The organism is Nocardioides sp. NPDC054178 (assembly GCF_055585005.1).
In genome coordinates this window covers 684,570-699,451 of sequence record NZ_JBVJKY010000001.1, presented here as the reverse complement: position 1 = coordinate 699,451, position 14,882 = coordinate 684,570, and the positions used below count along the sequence as shown (strand labels likewise).

General features: G+C 70.6%; 14 protein-coding genes and 2 tRNA genes. 5 read left to right on the top strand and 11 right to left on the bottom strand.

Translation table 11 applies throughout. The features are described 5' to 3' along the window. Nucleotides 1–205: 205 nt before the first annotated feature. From rpmG to ACZ6WN_RS03370, 8 genes are all read right to left on the bottom strand, one after another. A complete protein-coding gene (gene rpmG / locus ACZ6WN_RS03405; RefSeq protein WP_045551858.1) occupies nt 206–376 on the bottom strand; it encodes a 50S ribosomal protein L33 in 171 nt (56 codons plus the stop codon). 46 nt (nt 377–422) lie between these two features. Beyond that, a tRNA-Met gene (locus ACZ6WN_RS03400) sits at nt 423–496 on the bottom strand. Between the two features lie 50 nt (nt 497–546). Then, nucleotides 547–619: transfer RNA gene (locus ACZ6WN_RS03395), tRNA-Thr, on the bottom strand. Nucleotides 620–692: 73 nt separating this feature from the next. Then, on the bottom strand, nt 693–2,123 hold the full coding sequence (locus tag ACZ6WN_RS03390; RefSeq protein ID WP_465862695.1) for an amidase: 1,431 nt from the start codon (nt 2,121–2,123) through the stop codon (nt 693–695). 27 nt (nt 2,124–2,150) lie between these two features. Next, nucleotides 2,151–2,828: an LrgB family protein gene (locus ACZ6WN_RS03385; RefSeq protein WP_465862694.1), complete on the bottom strand. Its 678-nt coding sequence runs from the start codon at nt 2,826–2,828 to the stop codon at nt 2,151–2,153. Beyond that, the gene (locus tag ACZ6WN_RS03380; protein WP_465862693.1) at nt 2,825–3,214 is read right to left on the bottom strand and encodes a CidA/LrgA family protein; all 390 of its coding nucleotides are present in this window, start codon (nt 3,212–3,214) and stop codon (nt 2,825–2,827) included. The genes ACZ6WN_RS03385 and ACZ6WN_RS03380 overlap by 4 nt, the downstream gene beginning before the upstream one ends. Next, complete coding sequence (locus tag ACZ6WN_RS03375; protein WP_465862691.1) at nt 3,211–4,146, bottom strand: ROK family protein; 936 nt, start codon at nt 4,144–4,146, stop codon at nt 3,211–3,213. The genes ACZ6WN_RS03380 and ACZ6WN_RS03375 overlap by 4 nt, the downstream gene beginning before the upstream one ends. A gap of 32 nt (nt 4,147–4,178) precedes the next feature. After that, nucleotides 4,179–5,210: a pirin family protein gene (locus ACZ6WN_RS03370; RefSeq protein WP_465862690.1), complete on the bottom strand. Its 1,032-nt coding sequence runs from the start codon at nt 5,208–5,210 to the stop codon at nt 4,179–4,181. Between the two features lie 71 nt (nt 5,211–5,281). Here ACZ6WN_RS03370 and ACZ6WN_RS03365 point away from each other — a divergent pair, with 71 nt between their 5' ends. After that, the gene (locus ACZ6WN_RS03365; protein ID WP_465862688.1) at nt 5,282–6,466 is read left to right on the top strand and encodes a glycosyltransferase; all 1,185 of its coding nucleotides are present in this window, start codon (nt 5,282–5,284) and stop codon (nt 6,464–6,466) included. 274 nt (nt 6,467–6,740) lie between these two features. On the opposite strand, the gene ACZ6WN_RS03360 is transcribed toward ACZ6WN_RS03365, so the two are convergent. Continuing rightward, a complete protein-coding gene (locus ACZ6WN_RS03360; RefSeq protein WP_465862687.1) occupies nt 6,741–7,628 on the bottom strand; it encodes a DMT family transporter in 888 nt (295 codons plus the stop codon). Nucleotides 7,629–7,708: 80 nt separating this feature from the next. Next, nucleotides 7,709–9,460: a hypothetical protein gene (locus ACZ6WN_RS03355; RefSeq protein ID WP_465862685.1), complete on the bottom strand. Its 1,752-nt coding sequence runs from the start codon at nt 9,458–9,460 to the stop codon at nt 7,709–7,711. Between the two features lie 270 nt (nt 9,461–9,730). Here ACZ6WN_RS03355 and ACZ6WN_RS03350 point away from each other — a divergent pair, with 270 nt between their 5' ends. Together ACZ6WN_RS03350 and ACZ6WN_RS03345 are read left to right on the top strand one after the other, a co-directional pair. Further along, nucleotides 9,731–10,279: a type III effector gene (locus ACZ6WN_RS03350; protein ID WP_465862684.1), complete on the top strand. Its 549-nt coding sequence runs from the start codon at nt 9,731–9,733 to the stop codon at nt 10,277–10,279. A gap of 334 nt (nt 10,280–10,613) precedes the next feature. Continuing rightward, complete coding sequence (locus tag ACZ6WN_RS03345) at nt 10,614–11,180, top strand: type III effector (RefSeq protein WP_465862683.1); 567 nt, start codon at nt 10,614–10,616, stop codon at nt 11,178–11,180. Nucleotides 11,181–11,306: 126 nt separating this feature from the next. Here the strand turns inward: ACZ6WN_RS03345 and ACZ6WN_RS03340 are convergent, their stop codons facing one another. Further along, the gene (locus tag ACZ6WN_RS03340) at nt 11,307–12,473 is read right to left on the bottom strand and encodes a Fic family protein (protein WP_465862681.1); all 1,167 of its coding nucleotides are present in this window, start codon (nt 12,471–12,473) and stop codon (nt 11,307–11,309) included. A gap of 111 nt (nt 12,474–12,584) precedes the next feature. Here ACZ6WN_RS03340 and ACZ6WN_RS03335 point away from each other — a divergent pair, with 111 nt between their 5' ends. Both ACZ6WN_RS03335 and ACZ6WN_RS03330 read left to right on the top strand, forming a co-directional pair. Then, the gene (locus tag ACZ6WN_RS03335; RefSeq protein WP_465862679.1) at nt 12,585–13,535 is read left to right on the top strand and encodes a metallophosphoesterase; all 951 of its coding nucleotides are present in this window, start codon (nt 12,585–12,587) and stop codon (nt 13,533–13,535) included. Between the two features lie 95 nt (nt 13,536–13,630). Further along, nucleotides 13,631–14,878 carry a serine hydrolase domain-containing protein gene (locus ACZ6WN_RS03330; protein ID WP_465862678.1) on the top strand — a complete coding sequence of 416 codons (1,248 nt, stop codon included), beginning with the start codon at nt 13,631–13,633 and terminating at the stop codon, nt 14,876–14,878. Nucleotides 14,879–14,882 lie beyond the last annotated feature (4 nt).

Sequence of the window (14,882 nt, the reverse complement as noted above, 5' to 3'; positions counted from 1 at the left end):
CGCGGGGGGCGGACCCTCGCCCCCCGGGGCGGGGGGGGGGGGGGGGGGCGGGCGGGGGGGGGGGGGGGGCGGCCCCCCCCGCCCCCCACGGGGGTGACGCCTCGGCAAAAGTACGAACGCCCCGCCTCCCGGCCATCTGGAATTCAGTGGCGGGGGCGGGGCGTTCGGAGCGCAGATCAGCGTCGCGCTCTACCTAGAAGCTGAATCAGCGGGTCTCACGGTGCACGGTGTGCTTGCGGTCACGCGGGCAGTACTTCTTGAGCTCGATCCGGTCGGGGTCGTTCCGACGGTTCTTCTTCGAGATGTAGTTCCGCTCCTTGCACTCGGTGCAAGCGAGGGTGATCTTCGGGCGAACGTCGCTGCTCTTGCTGGCCACAGGAGTTTCCTTACGGTGCTGATCGAGGTGATGCGGTCTTTGGCGGTAGCGGGGGCGGGGATCGAACCCGCGACCTCACGATTATGAGTCGTGCGCTCTAACCGCCTGAGCTACCCCGCCTCAACAGGAATCAGGCCCGCAGTATTCCTACTGCGGGTCCCGAACTCCAGAGCCCCTTTACGGAATCGAACCGTAGACCTTCTCCTTACCATGGAGACGCTCTGCCGACTGAGCTAAAGGGGCGTTGCGAAAGAGAACATTACGGCACGGCGCGATGCTCAACAAATCGGCACGGCCCTTCCCGCCACCGACTGCATCATCCCAGGTCAGCGGGGTCCTCGGCGCCACGATCGGCCTCCCAGATGCGCGCGAAACCCATCGCTTCCTCGAGCTCGTAGGACAGCTCGAGCAGCATTCGCTCGCGTCCCGGCGCCGCCCCGAACATCATCCCCTGGGGGAGGCCCGCGACGGTCTGCTGCACCGGCAACGACACCGCCGGACCACCGGTGACGTTCTGCCACGGCGTGAACGCGACCCAGTCCATCAGCCTCTTCATGACGAGCTCGTAGGTCTGGCTCGGCGCCAGCCGGCCGATCTCCGGGGTCTCGTGCGCGACGGTGGGCGTCAGGACGACGTCGTACGCCGCGTGGAACCCCTCCGCGATCGCCTGTGCCTTGCGCAGCCGGACGATGGCGGCCGGGACGTACTTGGCGTTCTTGATCGTGTGCTGCGCGAGACCGACCGTGAGGTTGTCGAGCCGGCTCCGGTCCCAGGTCTTGCCGCGGAGCGGGCCGGCGTTGACCAGGGCGACGGCGAGGGTCCCCCAGTAGAGGACGAAGTCGTCGGCGAAGGTGGCGGGCACCGGCGGCGGCACGGTCTCGACGGCGTGGCCGAGCTCCTCCAGCACGGCAGCCGTCTTCAGCGTCAGCTCGGCGACCTCCGGGCTGGCCTCGCGCCCGAGCGCGCCGGTGAAGACGGCGAAGCGGAGCCGCTTCGACCCGGGTCCGGTGACGTCCCCGATCGGCGGCAACGAGGTGTGGTGGGCCCGCTCCGCCTCCCGGAAGAAGGCGGCGGTGTCGCGTACGGAGCGGGTCAGCACGCCGTCGGTGACGATCTTGAGCGGCAGCAGCCCGTAGAGCGGGTCCTGCGGCATCCGGTCGCGGGTCGGCTTGAGCCCGACCAGCCCGCAGGCACCGGCCGGGATCCGGATCGAGCCACCGCCGTCGTTGCCGTGGGCGAGCGGCACGGCCCCTGCCGCCACCAGCGCACCGGAGCCGGCCGACGAGGCACCGGCCACGCGGGTGGTGTCCCACGGGTTGCGCACCGCCCCGAGCCGCGCGTGCTCGGCGGTGCCCGAGAAGCCGAACTCGGAGAGCTGGGTCTTGCCGAGCGAGAGCAGGCCGAGCTTGAAGAGCAGCTTGGTCATCTCGCCGTTGCGCGACGCCGGCGGCATGACGTACGAATCCGTGCCGTTCCTGGTGGGCACGCCGGCGACGTCGGTGTTGTCCTTGATCAGGATGGGGACACCCGCGAAGAACCCTGCCCGAGGCTCACGAGCCTGGATCCGCGCCCGGTCGAAGGTGCGGTAGGCCATCGCGCCGAGGGCCGGGTCGACCGCCTCGATCCGGGCGATGGCCGCCTCGACCACCTCCGCGGTGCTGAGGTCGCCGCGCCGCAGGGCCTCGGCGACCCCGACCGCGTCGAGAGTGCCGAGTACGTCGTCGGTGAAGGCGTGCACACGGGCCATGACATCAACGTTAGGCGGGTCGTGGGCTCAGCGGAGGAAGTACGCCACCAGCGGGACCAGGAGACATGTCACAACCGCGGTCAGCCCCATCGCGAGCCCGGAGAAGGCCCCCTCGACGCGGCTCTCCTCCAGCATCCGGGCGGTGCCGATGCCGTGGGAGACCGCACCGACGGCGATGCCGCGGGCTCGCGGGTCGCGGATGCGGAGAAGGGTCAGGACCCGCGGTCCGACCATCGCCGCGAAGGTGCCGATCACGATCGCGAAGCACGCCGACAGCTCCGGGTAGCCGCCCAGCCGCTCGGCCAGCGCGATCGTCACCGGAGCGGTGACGGCCTTGGTGGCCATCGTCCGCTCCAGCACGTCGCTGCCGCCGAACCAGCGCACCAGCAGGATGCCGCTGGCGATCGACACGACCGCGCCGGCGGTCAGCGCGACCAGGACGGGCACCACCATCCCCTTCAGCCGGGCGAGCTGGTGGTAGAGCGGGATCGCCAGCGCCACGGTCGCCGGACCGAGCAGGAAGCTGATCAGCGTGGTGGCGTCGGCGTAGTCGTCATAGGTCGTGCCGCTGACGGCCAGCAGCGAGCCGACGATCACGATCGCCACCGCCACCGGCTGCGCCAGCGGGGAACGGGTGCGGCTGCGCAGCCATCGCCCGAGCTCGTACGCAGCCACCGTCACGAACAGCCACAGGATGACGCTCACTCGATCTCCTCCCCCGGCGCACCTTCGCTGCCGGCGGCCTCGGGCACGCGGCGCAGGAACAGGGTGAGCACCCAGCCGACCGTCGCCAGCCCGAGGAACCACGAGCCGAGGAGCGCGACGACGATCGGCACCGCCGCCTCACGGATGACCGCGAGATAGGCGATCACGCCGACCCCGGCCGGGATGAAGAAGAGCTGCAGGTGGGAGAGGAAGTAGTCGCCGACCTGGATGACCGGGTCGTCCTCGCCGTCGCGGCGCCGCAGGACCAGGACGACGAAGAGCAGCAGCATCCCCACGACGGGGCCGGGCAGCGGGATCCCGGTCAGCTCGACGATCGCGGTTCCGGCCAGCTGGCACCCGAGCAGCCAGAGCAGGCCGACGATCACTGCGCGACGATGGACTCGATCGCCATCGCGGCGCAGCCCACCAGGCCCGAGGAGTCACCGTGGAGCTGGGCCATGAAGGTGAGGTCGCGGGTGGCGATCGGGTTGGAGCGGGCGTAGACGCTCTCGCGCACCCCGGCGGTGTAGAGGTCGAAGGCACCGGCCATGTCGCCACCGATGACGACGACCTCCGGGTTGAGCAGGTTGACGGCGGTGGCCACGACCTCGCCGAGCTGTCGCCCGCCCTCGCGCAGCAGCCCGCGCGCGACCGCGTCACCGGCGAGGGCGGCGGCCACCAGGTCGCGTACGTGACCGGCGGGGACGCCGGAGTCGGTCAGCCGCTGGGCGAGCGCCCAGCCGGACGCGACCGTCTCCAGGCAGCCGGTCGAGCCGCACCGGCAGGGCCGGTCCCCGGCCGCGTCGATGCGGGTGTGGCCGATCTCGCCGGCCGCCCCGAGGGCGCCGGTGACGACCTTGCCGTCGACGATGATGCCCATCCCGAGACCGGTCGAGGCCTTGACGACCAGGGCGTTGCGTACGGGATGGTCGGAGTTGAAGAGCTCCGAGCGCGCCAGCGCGTGGGCGTCGTGGGCGAGGATCAGCGGGGCGTCGGTCAGCGCGGTGAAGTAGGGGGCCAGCTGGACACCGTCCCAGCCGCCCATCGCCGGGGTGTCGATGCTCATCCCGAGGTCGGGGTTGACCACGCCCGGAAGACTCATCCCGATCGCCAGCACCGGCAGGTCGATCGAGGTCACCATCTTGGTCATCCGCTCGACGATCTCGGGCATCAGCACCTCGGCGGAGATGCCGACCTCGTGGTCGCGGGTGTCGCCGGCCAGCTCGCGTCCGGCGAGGTCGAAGACCGCCGCCTGGCTGCGGCTGCGGCCCACCGCCACCGCCAGCACGACCCCTGGGTCTGAGGATTCGTCACTCACGACTGCAGTCTAAGCACGGGCGCGGGCCCGACCTAAGACCGCGAGCGGAGGCGCGCGTTGGGCAGCGGGGGCGCCGGGATCGGCCGCTGATGGTTGCCCTCGACCACGCCGAACCGACCGGAAGCCAGGTCCTGGGAGTCTTCGACCACCTCGCCGCCACCGCGGGTGACCTGGTCCTGCCACTCCTGGCGGTAGCCGACGACCTCGTCGTGGGTGCGGCCGACGAAGTTCCACCACATGATGATCGACTCGCCGAACGGCGGACCGCCGAGCAGGAGCAGCCGGGTCCACGCCTCACCGGCCTGCAGGACCAGCGTGGTGGCGCCCGGAGGGGCGTAGGCGAGCGAGTCCTTCTCCACCTCGGCCGAGGCCGGTCCGGACGCGCCCAGGCCGGTCAGCGACACCTCACCGGTGTCCACGAGTACGCCGTGCTCGAACCGCTCGTCGACGGGGATCTCGAGCCGGGTGCCGGGCTCGAGCAGGATCTCGGCACCGAGGATCTCGGAGTGGGTCCGCACCGGCGAGGTGGCGCCGAGGAGCGACCCCATGAAGACCCGCACGGTCGCCCCGTCGCGCTCGATCGGCGTGGGAGCGTGGTTCTGGAACGCCGGCTCGACGTCGCGGAACTCGTCGGGCAGCGCGACCCACAGCTGCGCGCCGTGCAGGACGGTGGTCTCGGGGGTGGAGTTCTCCGAGTGGGAGATCCCGCGGCCGGCGGTCATCAGGTTGACCTCGCCCGGGCGCACCATCGCCACGGTGCCGACCGAGTCGCGGTGCTCGATCTCCCCGGTGAACAGCCAGGAGACCGTCGCCAGCCCGGTGTGCGGGTGGGGCGGCACCTCCATGCCGCCGGAGACCACGACGTCGTCGGGACCGTAGTGGTCCAGGAAGCACCAGGCGCCGATCAGCGAGCGGGCGCGCGCGGGAAGGGTGCGGCGTACGTTCATCGCCCGCGGACCGCCCAGCGGCACGTCTCGCGGCGTGATGATCTGGATCTCGACGCCTTCGTCCCCGTCTCCACCGACGCACTCGACAGGGGTGGGATGCGCGTCCAGGTTGGTCATATCTTCAACCATATCTCGTACGTTGCCTCGCCATACCGACGTCACATCGAGGTCGCCGAGGGGCTACCTCGATGCCACACGATGTGGCCGTGCTCATCGCTCAGCTCGCGAACTTCGTCGGCCCCACCTCCGGCGGGATGAAGACGGCTCTGGAGGCCCTCGCCCGTGGCTACCTGGAGGCGGGTCACGACCGGCTCCTCGTCGTCCCCGGCCCGTACGACTCGGTCACCTCGACCGACCTCGGCGAGGTGGTGCAGCTGAGAGCGCCGCGCGTGGGCGGCGGCTACCGGCTGATCATCGAGCCGTGGCGGGTGACCGACGTGCTGACCCGCTTCAACCCGACGAGCCTCGAGGTCAGCGACAAGTTCACGATGCTGCCCGTCTCCCGCTGGGCCCGGCGCCAGGGCATCGGGACGGTGCTCTTCTCCCACGAGCGGCTCGACGAGTACATGCCCACCTACACCGGGATGGACACCACCTCGAAGGTCTCCACCGCGCTGCTCAACCGGATGCTGGTGCGCTCCTTCGACCAGGTGCTGGTCACCTCCGACTACGCCCGGCGCGAGTTCGAGCCGCTGGCCGCGGCGGTCGGCTGCCCGATCGCGCAGGTGCCGCTGGGCGTCGACCTGGACAGCTTCTCGCCCGCCCCCGGCCACCGCGACGACACCCTGCGGCTCGTCCACGTCGGCCGCCTCTCACGGGAGAAGTCCCCCGATCTCGCCGTCGCCACGGCCGTCGAGTTGCACCGCCGCGGGTTCGACGTACGCATGGACGTCTACGGCGACGGGCCGCACCGTGCCGAGATCGAGGCCCTCTCCGCCGGAGCGCCGGTCGTCTTCCACGGGCACGTCTCCGACCGCCACCGGATCGCCCGGGCGCTGGCCGAGGCCGACGTGGCTCTCTCCGTCTGCCCCCGCGAGACCTTCGGGCTGGCCGTCCTGGAGGCTCTCGCCAGCGGTACGCCGGTGGTGACCGCCGACCGCGGCGGCGCCCGCGAGCTCATCGATGCCAGGTGCGGAGCCTGGGCATCCGCCCATCCGGCGGCGCTGGCCGACGCGGTCATCGAGGTCGCCGAGCGACCGGTGGTGGCCACCCGGCACGCGGCCCGCGAGCGGGCCGAGCAGTTCCCCTGGTCGCGCACGATCGAGCACATGCTGGAGCTCCACCAGAGCCTCGCGCGGGAGACCGCGCCGACCTATCTCCTCGCTCGTTCTCGGCAGCGGCAAGCGGCCCGGAGAGCTCGGCGTTACGCATGAGCCGTTGTCTCGTTAGGGATTTCACCATGAGCGATTCAACGAAAGTCACCGCTGAAGCCGACCAGGTAACACTGCAGCAACCCACGCACTTCGCCGACTCGTTCGGCCCGGCGTGCCGCGCGTACGGGGAAGATCCGCCGACCACGTACGACTACAGGAACGTCACCTGCAGCGAGTGCCGGCATGCCGCGCCCTACATCAGCGCGCTTCCCGAGCACCTCAAGCCCCGGTCGACCCGGCGGCGTTCCTGGCCGCGGTCGATGCAGGACCGGTCCTAGGACACTCGGATCCCGGTCGGCTCCGGCTGCTCCGGCGTCCACCTTCCCGCCGAGCGTGACCGGGCGAGCCCGGCGATCCCCGTGACCAGCAGCGCCCCGGCGCTCACCGCGACCCAGGGCGTGGGGGCGGACGCACCGAAGGCGACCACCGCGGCGACGTAGGAGACCGTGGGGTTGGTGATCGTCATCGCCGCCATCGCCCAGGGCAGCGGCCCGGCGGCGAGTGCCGCCTGGGTGAGGACGATCCCGAGACCGCAGGTGCACAGCAGCCCGTAGAACGCCGGCAGCGTGAGCAGCCCGCCGATGCCGTCGTCGGCCGCCCGGTCCGCGGTGATCTTCAGCAGCACCGACGTCGTCGCGAAGGAACACCCGGCCGCGACCGCCGTGGTCGCCGCCGCGACCGGTGGCGGGAACCGGTGCGCCACCAGCAGGAGTACGCAGATCACGACCGCCACGCACCCGGCGAAGAGCGCGACCCGGCCCACGTCGGCATAGGTGCCGCCGCGATGGTCGTCGGTGACCAGCAGGATCACGCCGCCACAGATCGCCGCCCCGCTGACCCAGTCGGCGGCCGTCGGCCAGTGCCGGGCGGCGAGCGAGGCGAAGATGAGTGCGAAGAGCAGCTGCGTGGGCATCACCGACTGCACCACCGAGACCGACCCCAGATGGAGCGCCACCGCCTGCACCCCGAAGCCGGTCGCGTTGATGACCGCGCCGGTGACCCACAGCGGGTTGCGCACCAGCGCCGGCATCAGCTGCTCGACCCCGGAGAGCCCGCCGCTGCGTCCGGGCGCGAGCGCGCTGGCGCGCTGCTGGACCGCGGCGGAGAGCGAGAACAGGACGCATGCACCGATGGCCAGGCTCACGGCCGCAGCATGATCCATGCCTCGACGCTAGGCCTCGGCAGGAACGCCCACCCGCCGCTCACGCGAGCATCGTGCGATCAGCGGATGAACCCTGAGGGTCAGTTCTTCACCTTGGCGCCCAGGATCTCGCCGTACTCGACCCCGAGGACCGACGGGTCGCCGTCCTTCGGCACCAGCACCGCGACCGTCACCGCGGTCCGGATGGACAGGTTCTTGCCGGCCCGGCTGCGGAACTCGTCGAAGGGCGGGTTCCACTCCCACTCGGTGCCCTGGCCACCGACGATCGTGTCGGTCGTGAAGTCCAGCATCGCGAGGACGCCCGCGGGCGTCTGCACCGCGTGGGTGCTCGCATCGTCGAAGGGCTCGGCGGTCACCCTGACCATGTCGACACCCATGTCCGAGGCGTACGCGGAGAGCTCGTCACCCGGCTCGGCGAGCTTCTTGAAGCCGTCGAGGCCGTCGATCTTGCCGGGCTTCTCGAGGTAGCCGTCGATCTCGGCGGCGATCTCCGCGACCTGCTTCGTCGCCGCTGCCGAGACCGGGGCCGCGCCCTCGACCTCGGGCGGGACGACCTTCTTCTTGACCCCGAGGCTGCTGCGTACCTTCCAGGGGGACAGGGCGTCGTGCTGCTCATAGACGGCCAGGCGGGTCAGCTTCGACTTCTTCTTCGCGCCCTTGACGCTGATCTCCACGACGGCCCACATCGGGTACTCGCTGAGCTGCACCGACCAGACCCGTCCGGGCACCGCCGTCCAGGTGGGCGGACGGTCCCGGACGTCGAAGCCCTCGTTCACCGCGGAGGTGAGCCGGTCCTTGGCCAGGACCGGGCCGCTGTCGGCCTTGGCCCACGCCTCGGCCTTCCACCTCCCGGGCTGGTTGGCCTTGATCGCCTTGTTGTTGCGCTTGCTCCAGTCCTGGATGAGGTCCGCGACGTCGTCCCTTCGCAGCGAGACCTTGCTGGCCGCGTCGAGCTCGACGGAGGTGGGCATCGAGCACCCGGTGAGCGAGAACGCCACGACGCCGATCCCGGCCGCCATCCCCAGCCGGCGGTAGAGCCCGCCGGCGGGCGGGCGCGGCGCGGCCGGGCGAACCGGCGCCGGCCCCGTCATGACCGGGCGGGCCGGCTGGGTCGGGTGAGCAGGGTGAGCGGGGTGGGCGGGGTGGGCGGGGTGCGGCGGCGCGTACGAAGCCGGCGGCTGGGGCGGCTGCCACGCGCCCGGGCGCGCACGCTTCCCGGTCAGGAGCAGGACGACGGCGCCGGCCATCAGCAGGGCACCGAGGCCCGCGACACCCAGGGCGACCACGAAGATCCCGTCGATCCGGTAGCCGAAGGCGAGCTTGATCGGCGCCCCGTCCCGGCTCGCGGCCAGGAACGAGACCGGCTCCCCGGTGAGCGTCACGTCCAGCTCCTGGGTCCCGGAGCCCGAGACCTTCTCGTGCCACCACGGCGCCCGGGAGGCATCCGGCACGGTCTCCCCCGACCCGGCGGCACCGCTGACCCTGGTCAGCGGGGTCGTGGCGATCTCGACGGCGTCGGTGCCCTTGACGACGTCGAGGACGTCGACCGGGTTGCCCACACCGACGTACGCCTCCCCCATCGCCTCCACCCGCACCGTGACCGGGAGCCGGTCGAAGGCGAACGCCTCCGGCGTCGAGTACGCCGCGCCCTGCTCGATCGGGGTCTCCTTGCCCATCACGACGTCGTCGGGCCCGGCCGCGATGGCCAGGCCCGCTCCGAGGAGAAGGAGCGGTGCGCCGAGCAGACCGAGGAGCACCGACAGGACGACCCTGCCGCCCTTCCTCGGCCGCCGGGAATCAGCGATCACAGGTGCGTACGTTGCCGAGCTCATCGAAGCCTTCTAGGTGGGGGTCCCGAGAAAGGACGCGGCAATCTAGCGTGGCCTACCCGCGCCGAGAAGCGATTAACCCAACCCGGCACCGTATTACCAGGCGGTATGGAACGTTTACCTCGACTTGGTAATCGCGATGCCGTGTCGCACGGACATCCGGTCACTGAGTGTCCCTAGCGTCGTGGAGCGCACGTGGACGTGTCGTAAGCGAGTGTTTTCGACCCATGGACCGCGTTGCGTTCAATTCGAATTGACGACGAAAGGTATGAAATGAGCAAGAAGACAGGGCTGTTCCGCCGCGCCGCGGCCGTCGCCGCCTTCTCGGGTGTCGCCTTCGCACTGACCACCGGAGCTGCCACGGCTGCTCCCGTCGACGCCGACACCACGACCGCCGTCAGCACCGCGGCGTCGGACCTCTCCCCCTCGTCGCAGAAGGCCTGGGAGGACTTCATCCTCGGCGGTTCCTACGTCACCGGCGGCGCTGCCCAGATGGTCAGCGGTGCCTGGGTCGGCGCCCCGGGCCTGATCCTCGCCGGCGCGACCGGCTCGCCCCTGACCCCGGAGCAGCTGGCTGCCTGGGAGAACTGGGACGAGGGTGGCCACAAGATCGGTGAGGGTGCCGCCATGATGGTCGCCGGCGCCTACGTCGGTGCCCCCGGCATCATCCTCGACCAGATCGCGGGCGGGGCGACCCCGAGCGACCTGTCGCCGAGCGAGCTCGAGCAGGTCTCGTTCCTCATCCCGCAGGACAGCCCGGCGCTCGACGGTGTCTCCACCGACCAGATCCCGAACCCGATGGCTCCTCTCGGGTCCCTCTGAGCGTCGACATGACGACCGCCGACCGACCGTAGCTCCCACCACGATCTGATCGGCGCCGTCCCCAGATGGCCCCGGCCGTGCGTTCGCGCACGACCGGGCCATCTGCGCATTTACGCACTGTCAGACAAGAACGTTGCAGATTCTCGAAAATTACGTCATTACATTTCATTCGGCACTAGTTGACATGAAAACAGCCGTGTCGACTTGGCCCAATGGCCGTTGCTCCTCTTAGCATCACTTCCCGGATGCGAACGTATCGATGCATCTGTTATCGGTCCGGGGGTCGCATCCGTGCGTGATGTTTCAATTCGAGTTGATCGATGAAAGGTACGAAATGAACAAGATGACAGGGCTGCTCCGCCGCACCGCGGCCGTCGCCGCCTTCTCGGGTGTCGCCATCGCACTGACCACCGGCACCGCCACGGCGGACGAGGGCACCCACCACAACCGCACCGAGGCCGAGTGCATCGCGGAGAACTCCTCCGGCGCCTCCGACCTCTCGCCCTCGAGCCAGAAGGCCTGGGCCAGCTTCATCTGTGGCGCCGGCCAGGCCACCGGCGGCGCCGCTCGCATGGTCAGCGGCGCCTGGGTCGGCGCTCCGGGCCTCATCCTGATGGGTGCCACCGGCGACGAGCTGAGCCCGGCGCAGAAGAAGGCCTGGGTGAACTGGGACGGTGGCGCGCACCAGGTCGGCAACGGTGCCGCCCTGGCCGTCTCCGGCGCCTACGTCGGCGCGCCCGGCATCGTGATGGACAAGATCCTCGGCGGCGCGGTGCCGTCCGAGCTGTCCGACAGCGAGCTGGACCAGGTCTCGTTCCTGCTCCCGATGGAGAACCCGGCTCTCGACGGCCTCCCCGTCGGCGCGGTCCCGAACCCGATGTCTCCTCTCGGCTCCTTCTGAGGCAGCTGACCGTGGCCGAGTGATCACCCCCTACCGACCGCTCGGCAACGTCACACAGGTGGCCCCGGCTGTGCACACGTGCACAGCCGGGGCCACCTGCACGCTTTCCGCCAGGTTCAGTCAGGTTCAGTCGTACGCCAGCGGCTCCTCGATCACATCCATCACCGCTCGGGCGATCCAGTAGTGGCGGCCGCCGCGGCCCGACCGTCCGGCCGCCTCGATCCACCCGCGCCGCTCGGCGTCCTGGATCAGGTTGCGCGCGCCCTGGTTGGTCAGGCCGGTCGCGTCCTGGACACGCCTGACGGTCAGGTAGGGGTTGGCGAATAGCAGCGTGACCAGCCCCGACAGGTTGGCCCGCGAGGTGGCGGCCTCGTCGAGATAGCTCTCCCGGAGCGTGACCAGGCGCTCGGACCTGGTCGTGGCGTCCTCGGCGGAGCGTCGCACCGCGGTGAGGAAGAACTGCAGCCACTCCTGCATCTCACCGCGCTCCCGCACGCTCTGCAGCCGCTGGTAGTAGGTCTGGCGGTGGGCCTCGATGTAGCCCGAGAGGTAGAGCAGCGGCGTGGTCATCCGCCCCTCCTCCATCAGCATCAGGTTGATCAGCAGCCTCCCGATCCGTCCGTTGCCGTCGAGGAACGGGTGGATCGTCTCGAACTGGTAGTGCATCAGCGCGCACCGCACCAGCGTCGGGCTGAGGTCGGGGACGTTGACGTACGCCTCCCAGTCGGCGATCAGCTCCGGCAGGTCGGACGGGAGGGGTGGGACGTACGCGGCGGTCGTGGGGTTGTCGGTCGGCGATCCCACCCAGACCGGGGTGCGCCGGAACTCACCGGGATGGCGCTCCTGGCCACGGACGCCGGTGAGGAGGGTCTTGTGGAGCTCGAGGACGAGTCGCTGACTGAGGGGCCAGCTCCTGATCAGCTCGAAGCCCTGACGGGTCGCGGCGAGGTAGGCCTTGACCTCGGCGACGTCCTCGCTCCTCGTCGCCTGACCGCTGACCTCGTCCTGGAGCACCTCCTCCAGGGAGGTCTGGGTGCCCTCGATCCGGGAGGAGGCGACCGCCTCCTGGGTCAGGTAGGGGCCGATCAGCAGCTCGGGATCCTGGATCAGCGCGCTCACCCCCTGGAGCCGCCCCAGCGCGGCGTCGGCGTCCGAGAGCGCCTTCACGGTGAGCGGCTGCAGGGGCAGGTCGCGCGGGATGTCGGCGGGCCGGTAGTACCAGTAGGCCCACTTGTTCCCCGGCTCGCGGGTCGCCCTGCCGAACTGCGGAGCGTCGTACCTCTCCGGATCCATGGCCGGTCAACTTACCACTCGGAAGGGGTTTGAGTTGGAAGTTGATGGGAACTTCCAAGCGGGACTTGGGAGTTCTCCGCCAACCTCCAAGTGCGTTCTACGCTGGACATCGTGCAGTTCGGCCAGTATCCCTCTCCGCGTCATACGATCGCCCACCTCTCCGACCCCCACCTCTATGCCGGGGACCGGCGGATCTTCGGCAAGGTGGACCCCGAGCCTGGCTTCGAGCGGGCGCTGGACCGGCTGCGCGGGATGACCACCCCACCGCAGGCGATCGTCTTCACCGGCGACCTCGCCGACCTGGGTGAGCGCGACGCCTACGTACGTCTGCGGAAGCAGGTCGAGCCGGTCGCCGCGGACCTCGGGGCCGAGATCATCTGGGTGATGGGCAACCACGACGAGCGCGAGGTCTACTCCGAGGTGCTCTTCGGGTCGTCGTCGGACGAGCCGCAGGACCGGGTCTACGACATCGACGGGCTGCGGATCATCGCCCTGGACACCACCGTGCCTGGCTGGCACCACGGCGACATCACCGAGCCCCAGCTGGAGTGGCTGGCCGAGGTGCTCGCCGAGCCGGCGCCGCACGGCACCCTGCTCGCGATGCATCACCCGCCGGTCCCGCTCCCGCTCAACGAGGCCAGCGTGATCATCGAGCTCGACGGCCAGGACCGGCTCGCCCCGGTGCTGGAGGGCACCGATGTACGCGCCGTTCTCGCAGGTCACCTGCACTACTCGACCAGCACCACCTTCGCCGGCATCCCCGTCTCGGTCGCCTCCGCGAGCTGCTACACCGCCGCTCCCGCGACCCTCGACCGCTACTCCGCCTCCGTCGACGGCCACCAGGCGATCTCGCTGGTCCACCTCTACGACGAGGGCGCCGGTGGCATCCCCGGCGCTCCGGTCGTCCACACCACCGTGCCGATCGGCGAGGCTCCCGAGGTCGCCGGCTTCCCCGCCGCGGTCCTCGAGAAGCTCGCTCCGATGAGCCCGGCCGAGCGTCGCGACCTCTTCTCCCGCAAGGGCAAGGCCGCTCGCGCCCTGCGGCGTCAGCTTCGAGACTGACCAGCGGCGCCTCGATCTCCGACTCCAGGCTGATGCGGGCCTACGCCCGGGCCCGGAACGATGGCTGCGAAACGTCGACGACGACAGGAGCACCCATGTCTCGGACCATCGTCCGCACGGGCACCGCAGCGATCGCCGCGGTGCTCCTTCCCCTGACCGCCGTGCCGGCGGCGTACGCCGATCCGGAGCCCGAGCCGGCGCGCGTCGCGCCGGACCCGACCGCACTGACCCGGGAAGCGACCGCGATCGCCGAACGGGCCGCCGCCGAGCGGAAGGGGTTGCGGGCGCGGTCGGCGACTCCCACCGCCGCCGACCTCGACCGTGCGGTCGACGCGCTCGTCGCCGACGGCGCCGTGGGCGTGACCGCCCGGGTCGAGACGCCCGGGCTGGAGTGGTCGGGGGCGGGTGGCGTACGCGAGGTCGGGAAGAAGAAGCCGGTCCGGCCCGGCGACCGGTTCCATATCGCCAGCAACACCAAGACGCTGATCGCGACCCTGGTGATGCAGGAGGTCGAGCGTGGCGGCTGGACCCTGGACACGCCTGCCAACGACCTCCTGCCGGGCACCTTCCCCGAGGGCGTCACGATCCAGCACCTGCTCAGCCACACCTCCGGCGCCCCGCGCGGGCCCGAGGAGATCCTCTTCGACCGCGTCGAGGATCCGACCTCGTGGGACCAGCTGATCGACGCGCTCGGCCAGTACTACTCCGAGGCCGAGCACCTCGCCTTCATGCGCGACGCCGGCTGGCTCTTCGAGCCCGGCACCGACTTCTCCTACTCCAACTACGGCTACGTCGCGCTCGGGGTCATGCTCGAGAAGGAGACTGGGCAGCGGATCGAGGATCTCGTCCGCGACCGGGTCCTCGAACCGGCCGGCATGCGGCAGAGCGCCTACCCGACCGATGCCCGCAACCGCGGCCCGTTCCTCGAGGACGCCGGCCACTACGAGGGTGTCTGGCGGCCGATGACCGGCCTGCACCCGAGCATCTTCCACGCCGCCGGTGCCGCGACCAGCACGACCGAGGATCTCGCCGACCTCAACGAGTCGCTCCTCACCGGACGCCTGCTGAGCCCGGCATCGGTCGAGAAGATGCTGCCGCCGATCGCGGGCAGCGCCGACCCGTCGTACGGGTTCGGGATCTACCGGGTCGCGGACCCGTGCCACGAGGGTGAGTTCCTCTACGGCCACGACGGCGCCCACATGGGTGCGCAGTCGATCAGCTGGGGCTCGCCGGACGGCACCCGCCAGATCACGCTCGGCTGGACCGGCCGCAACTGGGACAGCGCCGACCCGATCTACGACCTGGGTCTCCTGCTCGAGCCGATGCTGCTCGCGACCTGCTGAGACG